At 51.3% G+C, this 15,921-nt stretch carries 14 protein-coding genes; 10 read left to right on the forward strand and 4 right to left on the reverse strand.

What is annotated here, in order from left to right; all coding sequences use genetic code 11:
• Positions 1 to 1,233: hypothetical protein (locus tag A918_RS21300; protein ID WP_022710471.1), on the reverse strand; the 1,233-nt coding region annotated here is incomplete at its 3' end.
• A gap of 254 nt (positions 1,234 to 1,487) precedes the next feature.
• On the opposite strand from A918_RS21300, the gene parC reads away from it, so the two are divergent.
• On the forward strand, positions 1,488 to 3,740 hold the full coding sequence (gene parC / locus A918_RS0107540; RefSeq protein WP_022710472.1) for a DNA topoisomerase IV subunit A: 2,253 nt from the start codon (positions 1,488 to 1,490) through the stop codon (positions 3,738 to 3,740).
• A 77-nt stretch (positions 3,741 to 3,817) separates the two neighbouring features.
• On the forward strand, positions 3,818 to 4,246 hold the full coding sequence (locus A918_RS0107545; protein WP_022710473.1) for a GNAT family N-acetyltransferase: 429 nt from the start codon (positions 3,818 to 3,820) through the stop codon (positions 4,244 to 4,246).
• Between the two features lie 111 nt (positions 4,247 to 4,357).
• Here A918_RS0107545 and A918_RS0107550 read toward each other — a convergent pair whose 3' ends face one another.
• From A918_RS0107550 to hemB, 3 genes are all read right to left on the reverse strand, one after another.
• A complete protein-coding gene (locus tag A918_RS0107550; protein ID WP_022710474.1) occupies positions 4,358 to 5,113 on the reverse strand; it encodes an arginyltransferase in 756 nt (251 codons plus the stop codon).
• A 316-nt stretch (positions 5,114 to 5,429) separates the two neighbouring features.
• Entirely contained in the window at positions 5,430 to 5,900 is a 471-nt protein-coding gene (locus A918_RS0107555) for an RDD family protein (RefSeq protein WP_022710475.1), read from the reverse strand.
• A gap of 173 nt (positions 5,901 to 6,073) precedes the next feature.
• Positions 6,074 to 7,078: a porphobilinogen synthase gene (gene hemB / locus A918_RS0107560; RefSeq protein ID WP_033315960.1), complete on the reverse strand. Its 1,005-nt coding sequence runs from the start codon at positions 7,076 to 7,078 to the stop codon at positions 6,074 to 6,076.
• A gap of 214 nt (positions 7,079 to 7,292) precedes the next feature.
• On the opposite strand from hemB, the gene A918_RS0107565 reads away from it, so the two are divergent.
• The 8 genes from A918_RS0107565 to A918_RS0107600 all read left to right on the forward strand — a co-directional run bounded on the left by A918_RS0107565 (position 7,293) and on the right by A918_RS0107600 (position 15,892).
• Positions 7,293 to 8,360, forward strand: a complete 1,068-nt coding sequence (locus A918_RS0107565; protein ID WP_028233521.1) for an enoyl-CoA hydratase/isomerase family protein — start codon at positions 7,293 to 7,295, stop codon at positions 8,358 to 8,360.
• A gap of 27 nt (positions 8,361 to 8,387) precedes the next feature.
• Complete coding sequence (locus tag A918_RS0107570) at positions 8,388 to 8,819, forward strand: DUF6163 family protein (RefSeq protein ID WP_028233522.1); 432 nt, start codon at positions 8,388 to 8,390, stop codon at positions 8,817 to 8,819.
• 179 nt (positions 8,820 to 8,998) lie between these two features.
• Entirely contained in the window at positions 8,999 to 9,544 is a 546-nt protein-coding gene (locus A918_RS0107575) for a hypothetical protein (protein WP_022710479.1), read from the forward strand.
• A 451-nt stretch (positions 9,545 to 9,995) separates the two neighbouring features.
• Entirely contained in the window at positions 9,996 to 11,303 is a 1,308-nt protein-coding gene (locus A918_RS0107580) for a murein L,D-transpeptidase (RefSeq protein ID WP_022710480.1), read from the forward strand.
• A gap of 557 nt (positions 11,304 to 11,860) precedes the next feature.
• Entirely contained in the window at positions 11,861 to 13,168 is a 1,308-nt protein-coding gene (gene glyA / locus A918_RS0107585) for a serine hydroxymethyltransferase (protein WP_022710481.1), read from the forward strand.
• Between the two features lie 213 nt (positions 13,169 to 13,381).
• Complete coding sequence (nrdR, locus tag A918_RS0107590; protein WP_022710482.1) at positions 13,382 to 13,864, forward strand: transcriptional regulator NrdR; 483 nt, start codon at positions 13,382 to 13,384, stop codon at positions 13,862 to 13,864.
• A 220-nt stretch (positions 13,865 to 14,084) separates the two neighbouring features.
• Positions 14,085 to 15,257 carry a bifunctional diaminohydroxyphosphoribosylaminopyrimidine deaminase/5-amino-6-(5-phosphoribosylamino)uracil reductase RibD gene (gene ribD, locus A918_RS19800; protein ID WP_022710483.1) on the forward strand — a complete coding sequence of 391 codons (1,173 nt, stop codon included), beginning with the start codon at positions 14,085 to 14,087 and terminating at the stop codon, positions 15,255 to 15,257.
• A 26-nt stretch (positions 15,258 to 15,283) separates the two neighbouring features.
• The gene (locus tag A918_RS0107600) at positions 15,284 to 15,892 is read left to right on the forward strand and encodes a riboflavin synthase (protein WP_022710484.1); all 609 of its coding nucleotides are present in this window, start codon (positions 15,284 to 15,286) and stop codon (positions 15,890 to 15,892) included.
• Positions 15,893 to 15,921 lie beyond the last annotated feature (29 nt).

The following is a 15,921-nucleotide window of genomic DNA, read 5'->3' on the forward strand; positions in this document are numbered from 1 at the left end:
GGCAGTCAGTTTAACAGCCAGCAGGTCCAGAAGCTTCTTAGGGTCAGCAGTTGCAGTTGCTGCGATCAGAGCGAAGGAAACAGGCGCTTCCGGCTTTGCAGCAATTGTCAGAGACTTAGGATCGTCAAAATAGGTGTTGACGGCAGTCGTTGCCTGCATGGCGAAATCCGCATGGCCGAGATAACCAACCATGATCGGCGCAATGCCTTTGATCTGGTTGACCATGTCATCCTTGGAGATACCCTGCTGCTTGGCATAATAGTCGAGCAGTTTAGGGGTGAGGGATGAATCGTCATAGCGGATAGCCATGTTGCTGATCGAAAGCTGCTGGATCAGACCGAGCATTGCCATACCGGCTGCATCGGAATTTTCCTTATTTGCACTCATTTCAGCGCTGGCCTGCTGTACGGATTTGATGAATTTTGCATCATAGCCGCCGAGCTTCATGGTGGTGTCGAATTTACCGACATCCTTGACGTCAAATTCCATCTTGTCGATGGCCAGATCGCCTTTTTCCGGTTCCCATGAGCCGGTCGAGGTCACAGCCATGCTCAGCTGTTTGTAGCCGAGATCGATCATCGGATTTGGTGTTTCCGAAGCTTCATCATTGCCGGCGCTTGCATCTGCACCTTTGCGCAATGCATCCATTTTCTCGATGTCGAGATCAATGGACTTGATGCCGAAACTCATCGCAACCGGAGTGCCCTTTGTGTAAGGGGTCGAGGTTGCGTAAATATCTTTCATGTTGACCATTTCTTCGCCATCTTCGTGGATGGTGAAGCTGTCAGCCTTCATGGTTTGATAATACAGCATTTTGACAACAGGATCCTGTTCGTCATCTGCTGCGAGATAGAGTTTGCCGATTTCGATGCCCTTCAGAGCGAAAGTGCTCTTGTCATCAGTTTTTTCGAAATCCTGCAGGGTTGCAGTTTCCGCGGTGTAGGCACCTTTGTCGTTTTCAGCAACGTCTGTCAGAACAATGTCACCAACGGTGAAAGTGCCCATTTCAGCGGATTTGAAGTCGATTTTTGTGTCACGCAGGGTAACGGTTGAACCATCAGTGTCGACTTTGCCGAACTCGATTTTTGTACCCTGTTCTTCAAAGCGAGCCTGCAGACGCTTGGCGACATCATTTCCGTCCAGTGCATAAGCTGAACCAGCAAAGATCACAGTGAGTGCTGTAGCAACGGAAAGAGTGCGGGCTGCGGTATATAGCGGTTTCATAACCGGCATCAGAGGCTCCTTAAGTGTTGACCTAAATATTACATACGAAATACTGTCATCGCCTAATAACATGGCAATTTTGTCATTTTCGTAACAGCCCGTTTATTTTACTGCAAGTCACACTTGAGGATGATCGAAAATCTGTTGTCATTATCGTTGTGTTTTTGATGAAATAACGAGAATAATGCGGAAAACCGGCCTATTCACTGTGTGTAAACGCATCTTGACTTGCCGCAGAATCAGCCGCTTGCTAACCATATTCCATGGGAAATAATTTGATTCCGCCATCAGGCGGCGACGATCACGTTGAAACAGTTGATCTGAAATCGGCGCTCGAAGAGCGCTACCTTGCCTATGCGCTGTCCACGATTATGCATCGTGCGCTGCCGGATGTGCGCGACGGTCTTAAACCGGTTCACCGCCGCATCATGCATGCCATGCGTCTGCTGCGTCTTAATCCGGGCAGTGCCTATGCTAAATGCGCGCGTATTGTCGGTGACGTGATGGGTAAGTTCCACCCGCACGGCGATGCTTCTATTTATGATGCGCTGGCGCGACTGGCGCAGGATTTTGCCGTGCGCTATCCGCTGGTGGACGGGCAGGGCAATTTCGGTAATATTGACGGTGATAATCCGGCGGCTATGCGTTACACTGAAGCACGCATGACCGAAGTGGCATCACTGCTGCTCGAAGGTATTACAGAAAACGCTATCGATTTTCGTCCGACTTATAATGAGGAAGATGAAGAGCCGGTCGTTCTGCCCGGTGCTTTTCCTAACCTTCTCGCAAACGGCTCCTCCGGTATTGCTGTGGGTATGGCCACCAATATTCCGCCGCATAATGTGGCGGAGCTGTGTGATGCCGCGCTGCTGCTGATCCGCAATCCGCAGGCAACGGTTGAAGAACTGGTGCAAATTGTTCAGGGACCTGATCTTCCGACCGGCGGTGTGTTGGTTGAGCCAAAAGAGAATATTCTTGAGGCCTATCGCACAGGCCGCGGCGCATTCCGCGTGCGTGCGAAATGGGAGAAGGAAGATCTCGGCCGCGGCACATGGGTGGTGGTGATTACGGAAATTCCGTATCAGGTGCAGAAATCACGCCTGATTGAGAAAATCGCTGAACTGCTACTGGCGAAGAAACTGCCGCTGCTTGATGATATCCGCGATGAATCGGCTGAAGATATCCGTATCGTACTGGAGCCGAAGAACCGCTCCGTCGATCCGGAATTGCTAATGGAATCGCTGTTCAAGCTCACTGAGCTTGAAAGCCGTATTTCGCTGAATATGAACGTGCTTTCCCATGGTAAAGTGCCGAATGTTCTCTCGCTGGGTGGTGTGCTGAAAGAATGGCTGGAACATCGTAAGGAAGTTCTGCAGCGCCGTTCACAATTCCGGCTTAATGAGATTGAAAAGCGGCTCGAAATTCTGGGCGGTTACCTGATTGCCTATCTCAATCTGGATGAGGTTATCCGCATCATCCGTGAAGAGGATGAGCCGAAACAGGAACTGATGCGTACGTTTAGCCTGACAGACATGCAGGCTGAGTCGATCCTCAATATGCGCCTGCGTTCCTTGCGCAAGCTGGAAGAATTTGAAATCCGCAAAGAGTTTGACGGGCTGACACTTGAAAAAGCGCAGCTTGAAGAATTGCTCGGTTCGGAAATCAAGCAGTGGAAGGCGATCAGCGGCGAAATCAAAAAGGTTCGCGAGACCTACGGGCCTGAAACGCCGTTGGGTAAGCGCCGCACGCAATTTGCTGAAGCGCCGAGCCATGATCTGGAAGATATTCATCAGGCAATGATCGAGCGTGAGCCTGTTACGATTGTGGTATCGGAAAAGGGCTGGATGCGCGCCATGAAAGGGCATCTGGCAGATTTCTCCAGCCTGTCCTTTAAAGAAGGTGACAAGCTGCATCTGGCTTTCCACGCCGAAACCACGGACAAGATTGTTGTGGCAACGACCGGCGGTAAATTCTTCACCATCGGTGCCAATACTTTGCCGGGTGGTCGCGGCCATGGCGAGCCGATCCGCATCATGGTCGATATGGACAATGATCAGGATATTCTGACCGCTTTTGTGCATGATGCATCTGCTAAATTGCTGCTGGCATCCCATGAGGGCTATGGCTTCATGATCAGCGAAAGCGAAGTCATAGCCAATACCCGTAAGGGCAAGCAGATCATGAATGTGAAACTGCCGGATGAGATGAAAATCTGTCAGCGTGTGACCGGTGATACTATGGCTGTTGTCGGTGAAAACCGCAAAATGCTGGTATTCCCGCTGTCCGAGCTGCCGGAACTGGCACGCGGTAAAGGTGTGCGTCTGCAGAAATACAAAGATGGCGGTGTGTCCGACATCCGCAGCTTTGCTATCGAACAGGGGCTGACATGGCAGGATTCCGCTGACCGCACATTCACACGCAGTAAAGAAGAATTGCTGGAATGGACGGGTGCACGCGCTTCCGCCGGACGGATGGTGCCGAAGGGTTTCCCGCGCACCGGTAAATTCACTTCGTAAAATACAGGCAGAGTGGCTTCTTGTAGGGAAGAAGCCGCTCTGATTGCTGATAAACCAATGGGAAGAAACCTTTAGCCATGCCTGCTGAATCAAAATATCAGGTGCTGCATCAGATTCCGGATGTGCAAACTTACTGCCATCTGCGCACTGCCAGCGGCCTCAGTGCAAAAACAACAGACGCAGCCGAGCGCGGTTTGAAGAATTCATTATTCGCCGTGCAGATTGCCGATGGTGATCAGATCATCGGCATGGGACGCGTCATTGGTGACGGCGGCACAACCTATCAGGTTTGCGATATTGCAGTTCTGCCTGACTATCAGGGGCAGGGACTTGGCAAGCGGATTATGCTTGAGATCAAAGCCTATCTGGATGAATATGCGCCTGAGAGCGCCTATGTCAGCCTGATTGCTGATGGTCCTGCACAGCATCTTTATGCGCAATACGGTTTTTCGCCGGTTACGCCTGCTTCAATCGGCATGGCCTACAAAGTAGGGCGTAAAAGCTGAAGCATGTTGCGCAAAAATATATGAATCTCATTGTGAGATTTATCATCTAGCAAATTGAATTTATTGCTTAATATAAAAACACCCGTATGGTTTTCATGCGGGTGTTTTGATTTAATCTGCAATGTCTGTGCGCAGCCAGCCATTGGTTGTGAGATGTTCCTGCGGCTTGAAGCGGGTTTTATAATGCATCTTTTCGGAGCCGTTGACCCAGTAGCCCAAATAAACATGCGGCAGGCCAAGCGCATTGCAGCGCATAATATGGTCGAGAATAATATAGGTGCCGAGTGAGCGGTCAGCCAGCTCCGGATTGAAGAACGAATAGACCATCGACACGCCGTCACCCATCACATCGGTAAGGGCGGCAGCAATCAGCGGACCTTCGCCTTTGCCGGTAATCATCGTGTCTGCGCCACGCATACGATATTCGATGATCTGTGTGTTCACATGGCTGTCCTCAACCATCATTGCATAATCAAGTACGGACATTTCCGACATACCGCCATTATGATGACGGTGATTGAGATAATCATGGAACAGGGAATATTGTTCGGAACTCGGCTCAGCTTTATTGGCAAAACCAATGAGATCCTGATTGCGTTTCCAGATGCGGCGCATGGAGCGCGTCATCTGAAATTCACCGGCGAGAATGCGTACGGACACGCAGGCATTGCAGCTTTCACAGGCGGGGCGATAGGCGATATTTTGCGAACGTCGGAAACCGGCCTGTGTCAGCAGATCGTTGAGTTCCGGCGCACGACTGCCAACCAGATGTGTAAAAACCTTCCGCTCTGCGCGATTGTCCAGATAAGGACATTCAGACGGGGCGGTGAGATAAAATTGCTGCGGTTGCGGTTGATGTTGTGTCATGTTTCGCCTGTCAAAACGCAATAAAGACGAATTGTAAAATTCACGTCTGTAATTGTGCAGTTAAAGGCCTGCAGAGTGGTTAATAATAATTGAAAACGAAGATATGTAAAATCCCGCTTTTGTGATTTAGAGCGTCAGGCTCCTCATTGGGTGCGCAAAACTCGTTCCAGAGCGGTTTACATCCAGATTGGATCACAGCACTCGCTCTAGATTCTTTAGTTTGTCGCATTTCATAGCGCATAAAGGGCGATAAAAAAGCTGGTAATGCAAACAGCGCGGAAATACCCGCGCTGTTCATATTCAGTTTGTCGTCTTGTTACGGATTGGTACGGATAATCACCGCGCCGAGCAGCATGTCGTGTACGCCGCGTTTATAATCCAGAAACAGGGTTGCCAGCAGGATCAGCGGGGTAAGCACTGTGCAGGAAGCCCAGAACAAAACCGAGTGAACCACCGCAAACAGGCCGTCAACCGGATTGCCGTCCATACGCTCGATGCGAATACCCATCATTCGCATACCTGTGGTGGCTTTATTACGTCCGCCGACTGTAAAATATACATAAGGCAGCGCCACCAGCGGCAGCAGGATACCATAGAGCATCCAGCCCAGACCCAGCGTCAGAATACCCAGAAAAGCGATGATGATCGCGACAGGGATACACAGCAAAAGCACAATGAAATAGTCGATCAGAAAGGCGAATACGCGTCTGGTACGCACACCTTCATAGAGGCGGCGGTCTTCAAAACGCGGTAGAACAATATCATTATTGATTGTTCGGTCATTCATCGGCTTATGGTTTCTCCTTTTAAACTTACAAACAAGGAGATAGGAAGCCACGGTGCTGATTTCAAGATTACCCGCCGGTAAGCCCTCTGCCGGTAAGCCCTCTAATGCAATCCCATATAAAAAAGCGCATACTGCCGATGGCGGAATGCGCTTTTATAAAAACATAAACGGTATCAGGCGTTTTTGAGTTTCTCAGCCACTTCCAGAGCGAAATAAGTGAGAATACCGTCGCAACCGGCACGTTTAAATGCCAGCAGACTTTCCAGCATGACTTTCTCTTCGTCGATCCAGCCATTCTGACCGGCCGCTTTGATCATCGCATATTCACCGGAGACCTGATAGGCGAAGGTCGGCAGGGCAAACTGGCTTTTGATACGCTGGATAATGTCGAGATAAGGCAGACCCGGTTTGACCATCAGCATATCCGCGCCTTCCAGCACATCCTGCTCGGCTTCGCGCAGCGCTTCATCCGTATTGGCCGGATCAAGATAATAGGTTTTCTTGTCGCCTTTCAGCACACCTGCCGTGCCGATCGCTTCACGGTAAGGACCGTAGAAAGCGGAAGCGAATTTGGTGGCATAGGACATGATCGGCAAATGCTGGAAACCATTGGCATCCAGCGCATCGCGGATTGCGCCGATACGGCCGTCCATCATATCGGAAGGGGCAATGATATCCGCACCGGCTTCAGCCTGAGCCAGCGCACCGCGCACAACCATCTCAACGGATTCATCATTGAGAATAATACCGTCGCGCAAAATGCCGTCATGACCGTCTGTGGTGAAAGGATCGAGCGCAGCATCGGTAATAATGCCGATCTCCGGAATTTCCTTTTTAATCGCACGGGTCACCGAATTGATGAGATTGTCAGGATTGCCAATATAGGAGCCGTCCTGCGTTTTAATCCGCGCCGGTTCATTCGGGAAAGGTGCAATGGCCGGAATGCCGAGCTTTGCAGCTTTTTCTGCCTGACGCACAGCCATATCCACGGAATAACGAAGAACACCCGGCATTGCGGCAATCGGCGAGGCGACATTGCTGCCTTCACAGACAAAAAACGGCCAGATCAGATCATTGACGCTTAAACTGTTTTCCTGAACCAGACGGCGTGACCATTCGGTACGGCGCGTACGGCGCAGGCGGCGGCTTTGGGTGATCTCATCAATGTTACGCATCATGTCTTTCCGTATTTCGGCCTATGAAACTGCAATTTCCTGCAGCGCAGACTTCGATGAGGGAGCCTTAACACCCAAATCGTGGTTACAGCTTGATAAAAACAATTTTTGAGGTGTGAAACATTGCCGCGCTTGCTGTACTCACTTATGAATCATGCTTCAATGCGGGAGAGGAAAATCTATGAATAAGGTGCATCAGAGCGGAGGAAGCGGCGTGATGATATCTGATTTCAAGGAGAATTTCGGCGGCGATGATGAAATTGCTTTTACTATGCAAGGTTCTGCAGGGCTGATCCGGCTGACCCGTCCGAAAGCGCTGAATGCTCTGACACACAAAATGGTGCAGGCAATGGAGCGTGCATTGCTGCATTGGGCAGATGAGCCTCAGGTCAAAGCCGTGATCGTTGAAGGCGAAGGGCGTGCATTTTGTGCCGGTGGTGATGTTGTAGCTGCCTATCATGCAGGCAGAAACGGTGCGCCTGCCTATGATTTCTTCCAGGATGAATATCGTCTCAACCGCCTCATCGGCTCCTATAAGAAGCCTTATATTGCTTTGCTTGACGGGATTGCCATGGGTGGTGGTGCCGGAATATCCGTTCATGGTTCACACCGGATTGTGACCGAGAATACGCTGTTTGCTATGCCGGAAAGCGGGATCGGTTTTTTCACCGATGTCGGCGGCAGTGCGTTTTTACCTGCCTTGCCGGACAAGTTCGGCTTTTATCTCGGCTTAACCGGCTCGGCGATCCGCTGGGGTGATTGCCTGCAGAGCGGGATTGCCACGCACGCTCTGAAAGCTGAACAGCTGACGGAATTGCGTGAGCGGCTGATCGGCGGTGAACAGCCGGATGATATACTTCTGTCTATGCAGTCGGATGCACCTGACTGGGAAATGCCGGAACAGGACAGGGCGCTGATTGCCCGATGCTGTACGGCGGAAAGCGTGGAACAGGTTCTGGAGCAATTCTCAGACGCCGGAGAGACAGGCAATGAGAAAGCCGCAGCCATTGCAGAACTGCTGGGCAAGCGTTCGCCAACCAGTCTGAAAGCGATTTTTACACTATTTCAGGATGCGGAAGCATTTATTCGTGCAAACAAAGAGCTGAGCTATAGCGCACGCTTGGATAGACAGATGCAAATAGAGTACGCTCTGGCAGAGATTCTGCTGCAAGGGCATGATTTCTATGCCGGTGTCGGCGCTGTTCTGATCGACAAGACCGGTAATCCGCTATGGAGCCCTGCAACATTGGCGCAGGTGCAATTACCGGATTTTCTAAACAGTTAAAGACATTAAACAAGGGTAATGAGCCGCATGATGGACGATCAGCTGAGACTGCGCACGGGAGATTCAGCCCTGCATAGCTGGTTCATTCTGTTTATCCGCTTTGTCGCGCTGGTTTGTCTTGTCGGTGGTGTTTATTACTGGTTGCGGCTGATCGGCCTTTATCCGGGTCTGCTATGGCGTTTCGATCTGATGCCGTGGCAATGGCAGACAATCTGTGTGAGTCTCGCGATTGCTCTGCCGATTGTTGCGACCGGCCTGTGGATCCGTGCCTCATGGGGCGCTGTGCTATGGGTGATTACGGCTGTGGCTCAGGCTTTGATTTACACAGTTTTTGCACGGTTCTTTGAATATTTTCCGGCGCTGGCAGCCGTCAATATTGCGTTTCTGCTGATCTATGTCGCTTTTCGTATCGGCCTGTTTTTGCAGGGTAAACGTGCACTGGCAACACCTGTCCGCTAAAGCTGGAATAATGACCGGATTGAGAGAGCCGGTTGTTAACCAGTTGTTAGCCCTGTGGCTTAAGCCGAAGTTCACCGCTGTTTCTTAAAGTCTCCTCAGGCAAATTTCAGTTTTCTGCGCGCTCCGCATTCGGAGGCGATGGGCTGATCTTGTGCTTTGGAAAAGCGGAGACAAGCTGCATGCAAACGCAAGAGCCGTTTCAGACATCATTATCCGGTATGGGGCATGCAGGTTCCCGTTCCGGTGAAGGAACAGGCTTGCAGGTTCTGTGTCTGGAAGTCGAGCGGCAGCTGAACCGGCATTATAAGCGGGTTCTGGCATTTTTTGACGATGCCTTTTCCGGCCGTCAGGATTATCCGCTGAATGCCGAGCAGGCATTGATGCTGTTTTGTATCAGTCTTGGTCTGCGTGATACTGTCCAGCTTTATCGGATGGTTGAGCCCGTCACATCACAATCGGTGGTGATGCTGGCAAGTCTGTTTGCGCAAGGCTATGTGACCTCCGGTGCTGATGAGGCGGCGGTGGGCGGAGCAGATCTGGCGGTTCTTGCGCTTACTGAAAAAGGGCAGGCAGTGGCAGACGGCCTCTATGAGCTCTATACTTTTGTGTTTTTGGAGACATCGGGCAGGGAAGTGCCTGATGCCGCGCGTCTGGCCTCTATGCATAACTCTTTGCGACGCCTGCAAAAATTTAGCCACATGCATGGCAGACCTGCTGAGCTGTAATGCCGACAGGGGGGGCGGTTCTGATCGTTGCGAAATGGCCACATTCACTTATTAAGCTAATCTGCAATAATAATTTTCAGTTTGTGATGAATGTAATGACTTGCCGGAATACCCGCAGACATGTTTAAGCCACAAAACTGATTATAGCGGTAAAGTCCGGCAGGATGTTTTGTGTTTAGGCAACTGATGCGTGTTCAGTCAGTTATACTGCTATTCGGGTTTGTTTTAGTTTCAGAGTTAAAGTTGAGCGCATCCCGAAAAGTGGGAACCGGTTTTCGGATAAGATGCGCGTATAGAGCTTAATAAAGCGACAGAGCATCTCCAATACTTAGTTTTAGATTGGGAATGTTCTGGAGCGCAGAGCGCTTAGAGCTTTTCTGCTGATATGCCTGTGTCATGCGGCAAGTTTCCGGTGTGCCACGTCCTGTTACGGCGGATTGAGGATCAAAGAATGAAGCATAATGTAAAAGACAGCAAAGCAACCAAGGCACTTGATCGCCGTTTGTTTTTGCGGGGCGCTGCCGGTCTGGGACTGGCTGCTTTGTCGGTACCGGCAGTTTCTTCTGCGGCACTTGCTCAGGCTGTCGGCCTGAATGATGTGCTGTCATCCGGCCGTCGCGGTAACTGGAACGATACATTCGATGCGCGCGGCACCGGCGGTGCCAAAGCCATCGCCACCAATCAGCCGATTATGAGCCCGCAGACGCTGAATTATATCAGCGAAGCAATCAATCAGTATAATAATATTGTCGCTAATGGCGGCTGGCCGGTTGTGCCGGGCAATGAGCGCCTGCGTCTGGGCATGAAAAGCCAGGTTGTGCCGATCCTGCGCCAGCGTCTGATGATCTCCGGCGATCTGCCTCAGGGCATTGGTGCTTCCAATTCTTTCGATACTTATGTGGATGCCGCTGTGAAGCGCTTTCAGGCACGCCACGGTCTGCCTGCTGACGGCGTGATGGGCGATGTGACCTATAAAGCGCTCAATGTCAGTGCCGATGTCCGTCTTGGTCAGCTCAATACCAATCTGCAGCGCCTTGCCTCGCTGGCCAATGTTGATCAGACACGCTTTGTCATGGTCAATATTCCGGCAGCACAGATCGAGGCGATTGAAAATGGCCGCGTAGTGCAGCGCCATACCGCCGTTGTCGGTAAGATCGATCGTCAGACACCGATCCTGACTTCAAAAATTCATGAAGTGATCCTCAATCCATACTGGACAGCACCAAAGTCGATTATCCGTAAGGATATCATTCCTTTGATGCGTAAAGATCCGCAATATCTGACCAAGAACAAAATCCGTCTTTACGATGGTCAGGGACAGGAAGTTCCGCCGGAAACCGTTGACTGGAACACGGAAGATGCAGTGAAGCTGATGTTCCGTCAGGATCCGGGCAAGATCAATGCCATGGCTTCGACCAAGATCAATTTCCATAACAGCCATGCTGTTTATATGCATGACACACCGCAGAAGGGCACTTTCAACAATCTGATGCGTTTTGACTCGTCAGGCTGTATCCGCGTGCAGAATATCCGCGATCTGGATGTGTGGCTGCTGAAAAATACCGGCGGCTGGGATCGTCAGACTATCGAAGACACGATTAAGAGCGGTCAGAATAATCCGATTCAGGTGGCTGACCCTGTGGCGCTGTATTTTGTCTATATTTCCGCTTGGTCTACCGGTGACGGTATTCCGCAGTTCCGCGATGATATTTACAAGATGGACGGTGCTTCGGAACTGGCAATCGGTACCGCGATCTGATCTTGCACAGCCTGAGGTCGCAATAATGCTGGTGCAGTTCCAAAAAATGCACCAGCCGGATGGCTAAGCAGAAGCATGGTCTATTAATTAATGTCTGAATTTAAAGCCGCCTTCGGGCGGCTTTTTTGTATTTAAACGATATAAATGGGACTTTAGCCGTTTTACGTCATGGCATATCGCCTGTTGGCCATGGAGCAGGTGTTACAAGTGTGATATTGCCACCCGACATAGGAATGGGCTAGAGCATTTCCAGCAAAAGTGCGAAGCGGTTTTGCGTAGGATAATGCGTAAAAAAGAGTGAGAGCGGCTCCGATAAATCGTTTACTGCCGGAGCAGCTCTAACCCTTAAACAGCATTGAATTTACGTGCTTTTTGTTTCGCATTTTGATATGCGGACAGACATTGAGCGTATCCCGAAAAGCGGGAGCCGGTTTTCGGATAAGATACGCGTCAAAAAAATAGCGAGGAATTCCATGACCGTCGCATACAGGCGGCGGGAATGGTGTCTGATTGACTTTTGACTGGGAAATTGACCGGGAACCGGAAGGGAATAGGATATGTCGCAGGCGAACAGTGCTTCTCTCGAAGCATTCTTTAATAAGGGTCTTGAAGAAGCGGATGCTGAAATTTTCGGCGCAATCCGTAAGGAGCTTGGCCGTCAGCGTCACGAAATCGAGCTGATTGCATCGGAAAATATCGTTTCCCGCGCAGTGCTTGAAGCTCAGGGTTCAATCCTCACCAATAAATATGCCGAAGGTTATCCTGGTAAGCGCTATTATGGCGGCTGCCAGTATGTTGATATCGTTGAAGAACTGGCGATTGAACGTGCGAAGAAACTGTTCGGCGCAGAATTCGTCAACGTGCAGCCAAATTCCGGCAGCCAGATGAATCAGGCTGTATTCCTCGCGCTGCTGCAGCCGGGCGATACATTCATGGGTCTGGATCTGAATTCCGGTGGTCACCTGACCCACGGTTCTCCGGTCAATATGTCCGGTAAATGGTTCAATGTTGTATCCTATGGTGTGCGTGAAGACGATCACCTGCTGGATATGGACGAAGTGGCACGTCTTGCCCGCGAACATAAGCCTAAGCTGATTTTGGCGGGTGGTACTGCCTATTCCCGTATCTGGGACTGGAAGCGTTTCCGTGAGATCGCCGATGAAGTCGGTGCATATCTGATGGTTGATATGGCGCATATTGCCGGTCTGGTTGCTGCCGGTGTTCATCCGTCACCAGTGCCGCATGCTCATGTCTGCACCACCACCACCCACAAATCCCTGCGCGGTCCGCGCGGTGGTATGATCATGACCAATGACGGTGATCTGGCCAAGAAATTCAACTCGGCTGTATTCCCGGGTCTTCAGGGCGGCCCGCTGATGCATGTGATCGCCGGTAAAGCGGTTGCACTGGCAGAAGCGCTGCAGCCTGAATTCAAGCTCTATGCGCAGAATGTTGTGGCAAATGCCAAGGCTCTGGCAGAGAACCTGAAGAAAAATGGTCTCGATATCGTTTCCGGCGGCACCGACAACCATCTGATGCTGGTTGACTTGCGTCCGAAAAATGCAACCGGTAAGCGCGCTGAAGCAGCACTGGGCCGTGCCAATATCACCACCAACAAAAACGGTATTCCGTTCGATCCTGAGAAGCCTTTTGTAACTTCCGGTATCCGTCTCGGCACACCGGCCGGTACAACCCGCGGCTTCGGTATCAAGGAATTCGAACAGATCGGTGATATGATCACTGAAGTGCTCGACGGTCTTAAAGCTGCCAATTCTGATGAAGGCAATGCGGCTGTTGAACAGGCTGTTCAGAAAAAAGTTGTGGAGCTGACCGAAGGCTTCCCGATGTATGGCTATCTGGGCTAAGCCGGTTGTGACTATGTTGTAATTTCAGACGCCGCGTATCACATAAGTGTTACGCGGCGTTTTTGTCTGTGCAGCTTGCCGGACATAGCTGATGACAAAGCAGCCTATCTGCTTTAGATAATTTCAATCTGAGTGAATTATAGTCGTTTACAACCTGTCAGGCTGGAATGGCTGCCGTGCTGCAAGGCGCGGTAACAAGTTGAGAGTTGAGCCATGCGCTGTCCGTTTTGTCAGTCTGAAGATACGCAGGTCAAAGATTCCCGTCCGGCGGAAGACGGTTCGGTCATCCGCAGACGTCGCGTCTGTTCTGTATGTGGCGGCAGGTTCACGACTTTTGAGCGCGTACAATTGCGCGAACTGATGGTGGTCAAGAAAAGCGGCCGCCGTGTGCCTTTCGACCGCGATAAGCTGATGCACTCAGTGCAGGTTGCGCTGCGCAAGCGCGAGGTGGACAGTGACCGCGTGGAACGCGCTGTTTCGGGCATTGTGCGCCAGCTGGAAAGTTCCGGCGAGGTTGAAATTCCGTCGGAAGAGATCGGTCGTCTGGCGATGGAAGCACTGAAGGGCGTGGACGATATTGCCTATATCCGTTTCGCTTCTGTTTATCGCAATTTCAGTGTTGCCAAAGACTTCCACAATGTCATTGATGAGCTTGGCCATCCGGAAAATGCTGCATCATCGAGCAATGAGGATTAAAGTTCAGAGCGCTTAATGTGCTCTGGCTTTGGGCAGAATTCTGCTTTTGAATAAGAATTTGAGGCATGGATGTTCGTTGAACCTGATGCCTCTTGTGAACTGAATGCATATTGGCAACTGAAAATTGTTTCGGGTCAGATGCGTGTTAAAGTAAATAGGTTTTGAATCTGTTTGGCTTAAAGGCAGGCGGTACAAAACACTCCGTACTGGAATTTGGCATATGAATGAACCTCAGAACGCGACAGCCCGTCAGACCCATTCTGGCGAGGGAAGTGCATCGGAGCTTGATAAGCGCTTTATGGCGGCTGCAATCCGCTATTCACGCCGCCATCTTGGTATTACGGGAACCAATCCTTCTGTGGCGACGCTGATTGTAGCGGATAACGGCCACGGGCCGGTGATTGTCGGGCGTGGTGTTACGGCTGAAGGCGGCCGTCCGCATGCCGAAACACAAGCGCTGGCTGAGGCCGGAGAACTGGCAAAGGGCGCTACCGCCTATGTCACGCTGGAGCCTTGCGCCCATCACGGCCACACACCGCCTTGCGCATCCGCACTGGTCACTGCAGGCATCAAGCGTGTGGTTGCTTCGAGCAGCGATCCTGATCCGCGTGTTGCAGGCCGTGGTTACCAGATTTTGCGTGATGCAGGACTGGAAGTTGTCACCGATGTCTGCCGCGAGCAGGGCGATGATGAGCTCGCAGGTTATCTGTCACGCTCTTTCCGCAAACGTCCGGAAGTGATGCTGAAGCTGGCACTGTCGGTTGACGGCTATGTCGGCTGCGTCGGGCGTGGGCAAATTGCCATTACCGGTGCGGTTAGTATTGCGCAGGTGCATATGCGCCGTGCCCAGACCGATGCGATTATGATCGGTGTCGGAACGGTTATTGCGGATGATCCGGTACTGAATACCCGTTTGCCGGGGCTGCAAGATCGTTCGCCGATCCGCGTTATTCTCGACAGCGAGTTGCGTATTCCGCTCACATCCAAACTGGTGCGTTCCGCGCGTCAGGTGCCTTTGTGGATTGCTGCCAGCAATAATGCTGATCCGGCAAAACGCCAGCAGCTGATTGAAGCCGGCTGCCGTATTCTGGCAACGGAATGCGAGGATGAAAAAATCGCTTTGCCGGAACTGCTGGATGACCTTGCAGCGCAGGGCATTGCTACAGTCATGGTTGAGGGCGGCGCAGTCGTTGCGCAGGCTTTTCTGGCACAGGGACTGGTTGATAAGCTGATGATCTTTGACGGGCCGAACCCGATCCTTTCCAACGGAGATGGTCAGGCTCTGGCGGTTGAGGGTTTGCAGGCTTTCATTGATGCGGATTTTGTCAAAACCGGCGAAAGCCATTTTGCGTCTGACGTTTTGAGTGAATACAAGCGCAAAGCAGGTTTTTGATAAGCAGGGAATGAGAAGGATTTCTTATGTTTACAGGCATTGTTACAGATATCGGTGAAGTTGCTGAAGTCAGCCCGATGGATGAAGGTGTGAGACTGCGTATTGATACGCATTATGACCCGAAAACCATTGAGATCGGTGCATCTATTGCCTGTTCGGGTGTGTGTCTGACTGTGACCCGCCTGCCGGATATTGAAAGCAATGCCTGCTGGTTTGAAGTGGAAGCATGGGAAGAAGCCCTGCGTCTGACCACGATCAGCGAATGGAAAGCCGGACGCAAAATCAATCTGGAGCGTTCGCTGAAGCTTGGCGATGAAATGGGCGGTCATTTGGTATCCGGCCATGTCGATGCCATGGCGGAAATTATCAATATTCAGCAGGAAGGTGAGGCAGTGCGCTTTACCATCCGCGCACCGGAAAATCTGGCGCCTTTTATCGCGCAGAAGGGCTCCGTGGCACTGGACGGCACATCGCTGACAGTCAATGGCGTCAACGGCAATGAATTTGATGTGCTGCTGATCCGTCATTCGCTGGAAGTGACCACATGGGGCAAACGTCAGGTCGGCGACAAGATCAATATCGAGATCGACCAGCTGGCGCGTTATGCAGCCCGCCTTGCGCAGTTTAAGGCATAAACACCTTTTTTGTGACAACCGGACGGGGG

It is taken from the genome of Pseudochrobactrum sp. AO18b, from assembly GCF_000409565.1.
Lineage (GTDB): Bacteria > Pseudomonadota > Alphaproteobacteria > Rhizobiales > Rhizobiaceae > Pseudochrobactrum > Pseudochrobactrum saccharolyticum.

Coding starts and splice junctions, on each gene's coding strand:
- parC (WP_022710472.1), top strand. CDS start 1,488: ATGGGAAATAATTTGATTCCGCCATCAGGCGGCGACGATCACGTTGAA.
- ribD (WP_022710483.1), top strand. CDS start 14,085: ATGAATGAACCTCAGAACGCGACAGCCCGTCAGACCCATTCTGGCGAG.
- nrdR (WP_022710482.1), top strand. CDS start 13,382: ATGCGCTGTCCGTTTTGTCAGTCTGAAGATACGCAGGTCAAAGATTCC.
- A918_RS0107575 (WP_022710479.1), top strand. CDS start 8,999: ATGCAAACGCAAGAGCCGTTTCAGACATCATTATCCGGTATGGGGCAT.
- hemB (WP_033315960.1), bottom strand. CDS start 7,078: ATGATGCGTAACATTGATGAGATCACCCAAAGCCGCCGCCTGCGCCGT.
- A918_RS0107600 (WP_022710484.1), top strand. CDS start 15,284: ATGTTTACAGGCATTGTTACAGATATCGGTGAAGTTGCTGAAGTCAGC.
- A918_RS0107570 (WP_028233522.1), top strand. CDS start 8,388: ATGATGGACGATCAGCTGAGACTGCGCACGGGAGATTCAGCCCTGCAT.
- A918_RS0107550 (WP_022710474.1), bottom strand. CDS start 5,113: ATGACACAACATCAACCGCAACCGCAGCAATTTTATCTCACCGCCCCG.
- A918_RS0107565 (WP_028233521.1), top strand. CDS start 7,293: ATGATATCTGATTTCAAGGAGAATTTCGGCGGCGATGATGAAATTGCT.
- glyA (WP_022710481.1), top strand. CDS start 11,861: ATGTCGCAGGCGAACAGTGCTTCTCTCGAAGCATTCTTTAATAAGGGT.
- A918_RS0107580 (WP_022710480.1), top strand. CDS start 9,996: ATGAAGCATAATGTAAAAGACAGCAAAGCAACCAAGGCACTTGATCGC.
- A918_RS0107555 (WP_022710475.1), bottom strand. CDS start 5,900: ATGAATGACCGAACAATCAATAATGATATTGTTCTACCGCGTTTTGAA.
- A918_RS0107545 (WP_022710473.1), top strand. CDS start 3,818: ATGCCTGCTGAATCAAAATATCAGGTGCTGCATCAGATTCCGGATGTG.